Annotated in this window: 1 protein-coding gene; it reads left to right on the top strand. The window is 42.7% G+C overall.

Annotated elements, in window-relative coordinates; genetic code table 11:
- Positions 1-634 precede the first annotated feature (634 nt).
- The coding region (locus BWI97_RS26080) for a DUF389 domain-containing protein (RefSeq protein WP_146011057.1) at positions 635-1164 on the top strand (530 nt) is incomplete at its 3' end.

Here is a 1164-nt window from a genome sequence, read left to right as displayed (position 1 = left end):
AGAGAGTCGTATTATCCGTGCAGGTGACGAGCAATTTGATAGATCATACCTGCCAGAATGATCAATCCATAATAGGCCAAGATCAGGTGAAAACCTGTGAACCGTTTATTGAATCTGGCAAATCGCCTTAACCGGGCAATAGAATTTCTTCGTTCCGATGCGATAGAAGAGGAGCCACGATCAGCAGTTGTGTTTTTCTCAGCAGTATCCATTGTTTTTGCTTTTTAGCAACCTTAGAGGTAAAATTGTGCCTGGCGTTAAGCGAAAAGGAATAATGGCTGACTTTCAGTAGTTTACTTTATAAAACCTATTGATTTTTAAAGGAAATTTTTTCAAAATGACAAGATGATTTTTATTTTGAAAAAAGGTCTGTTCAGTCAGTAAAGTATGCTCAGATCACGTTTATAGGTACTGTATACAAAGGGTGTCTGGCTACATGGGGTAGGGGATTTGCTAATAAATCAGATGAGTGCCGGAACAAAAGCCTGACTGCTCAATGACTTGTTTTGCGGGTCCATTAATCAGAAAAGATCATAACTCTTTGGCTTGCTCTTAGTTAAGCAAATAGTTAACTTGATGGAAGCCACTTGTCTGGGCAGTCCGTTCATCTTCGTACTGAACTTGTTTTGATTGCATGTCTTTTACCCCTCAATCCCCTTCCTTTTTTACCCGTTTGAGTCGCCTGGTGCGACAACGCTTCAGCTTAGAAGAAGATCAGGATGACGCTTCAAAGGTTATTCAATCCATTAGTCGCGGAGTCGAATTCAAAGGCATTAACCTATGGACATTAATTTTTGCGATTCTCATTGCCAGCATTGGACTGAATGTTAATTCTACCTCTGTTATCATTGGAGCAATGTTGATTTCACCGCTGATGGGGCCTATCATGGGCGTAGGTCTCGGCGTAGGTATTAACGATATTGATCTGATTGGAAGAGCTTTAAAGAATCTCTTTATTGCCGTAAGTATTAGCCTGCTCACCTCAACGCTGTACTTTTTTATAAGTCCGCTTCAGACAGCTCAGTCGGAATTACTAGCCCGGACTTCTCCTACCGTTTGGGACGTATTCATCGCCTTTATTGGCGGACTAGCGGGCATCGTAGCGGGTTCCCGCCGGGAGAAAGTGACGAACGTTATTCCTGGCGTCGCCATCGCTACGGCGTT

The sequence above is a fragment of the Siphonobacter sp. BAB-5405 genome (assembly GCF_002872335.1).
Taxonomy (GTDB): domain Bacteria; phylum Bacteroidota; class Bacteroidia; order Cytophagales; family Spirosomataceae; genus Siphonobacter.
This window is presented reverse-complemented; position numbering and strand designations above follow the sequence as displayed.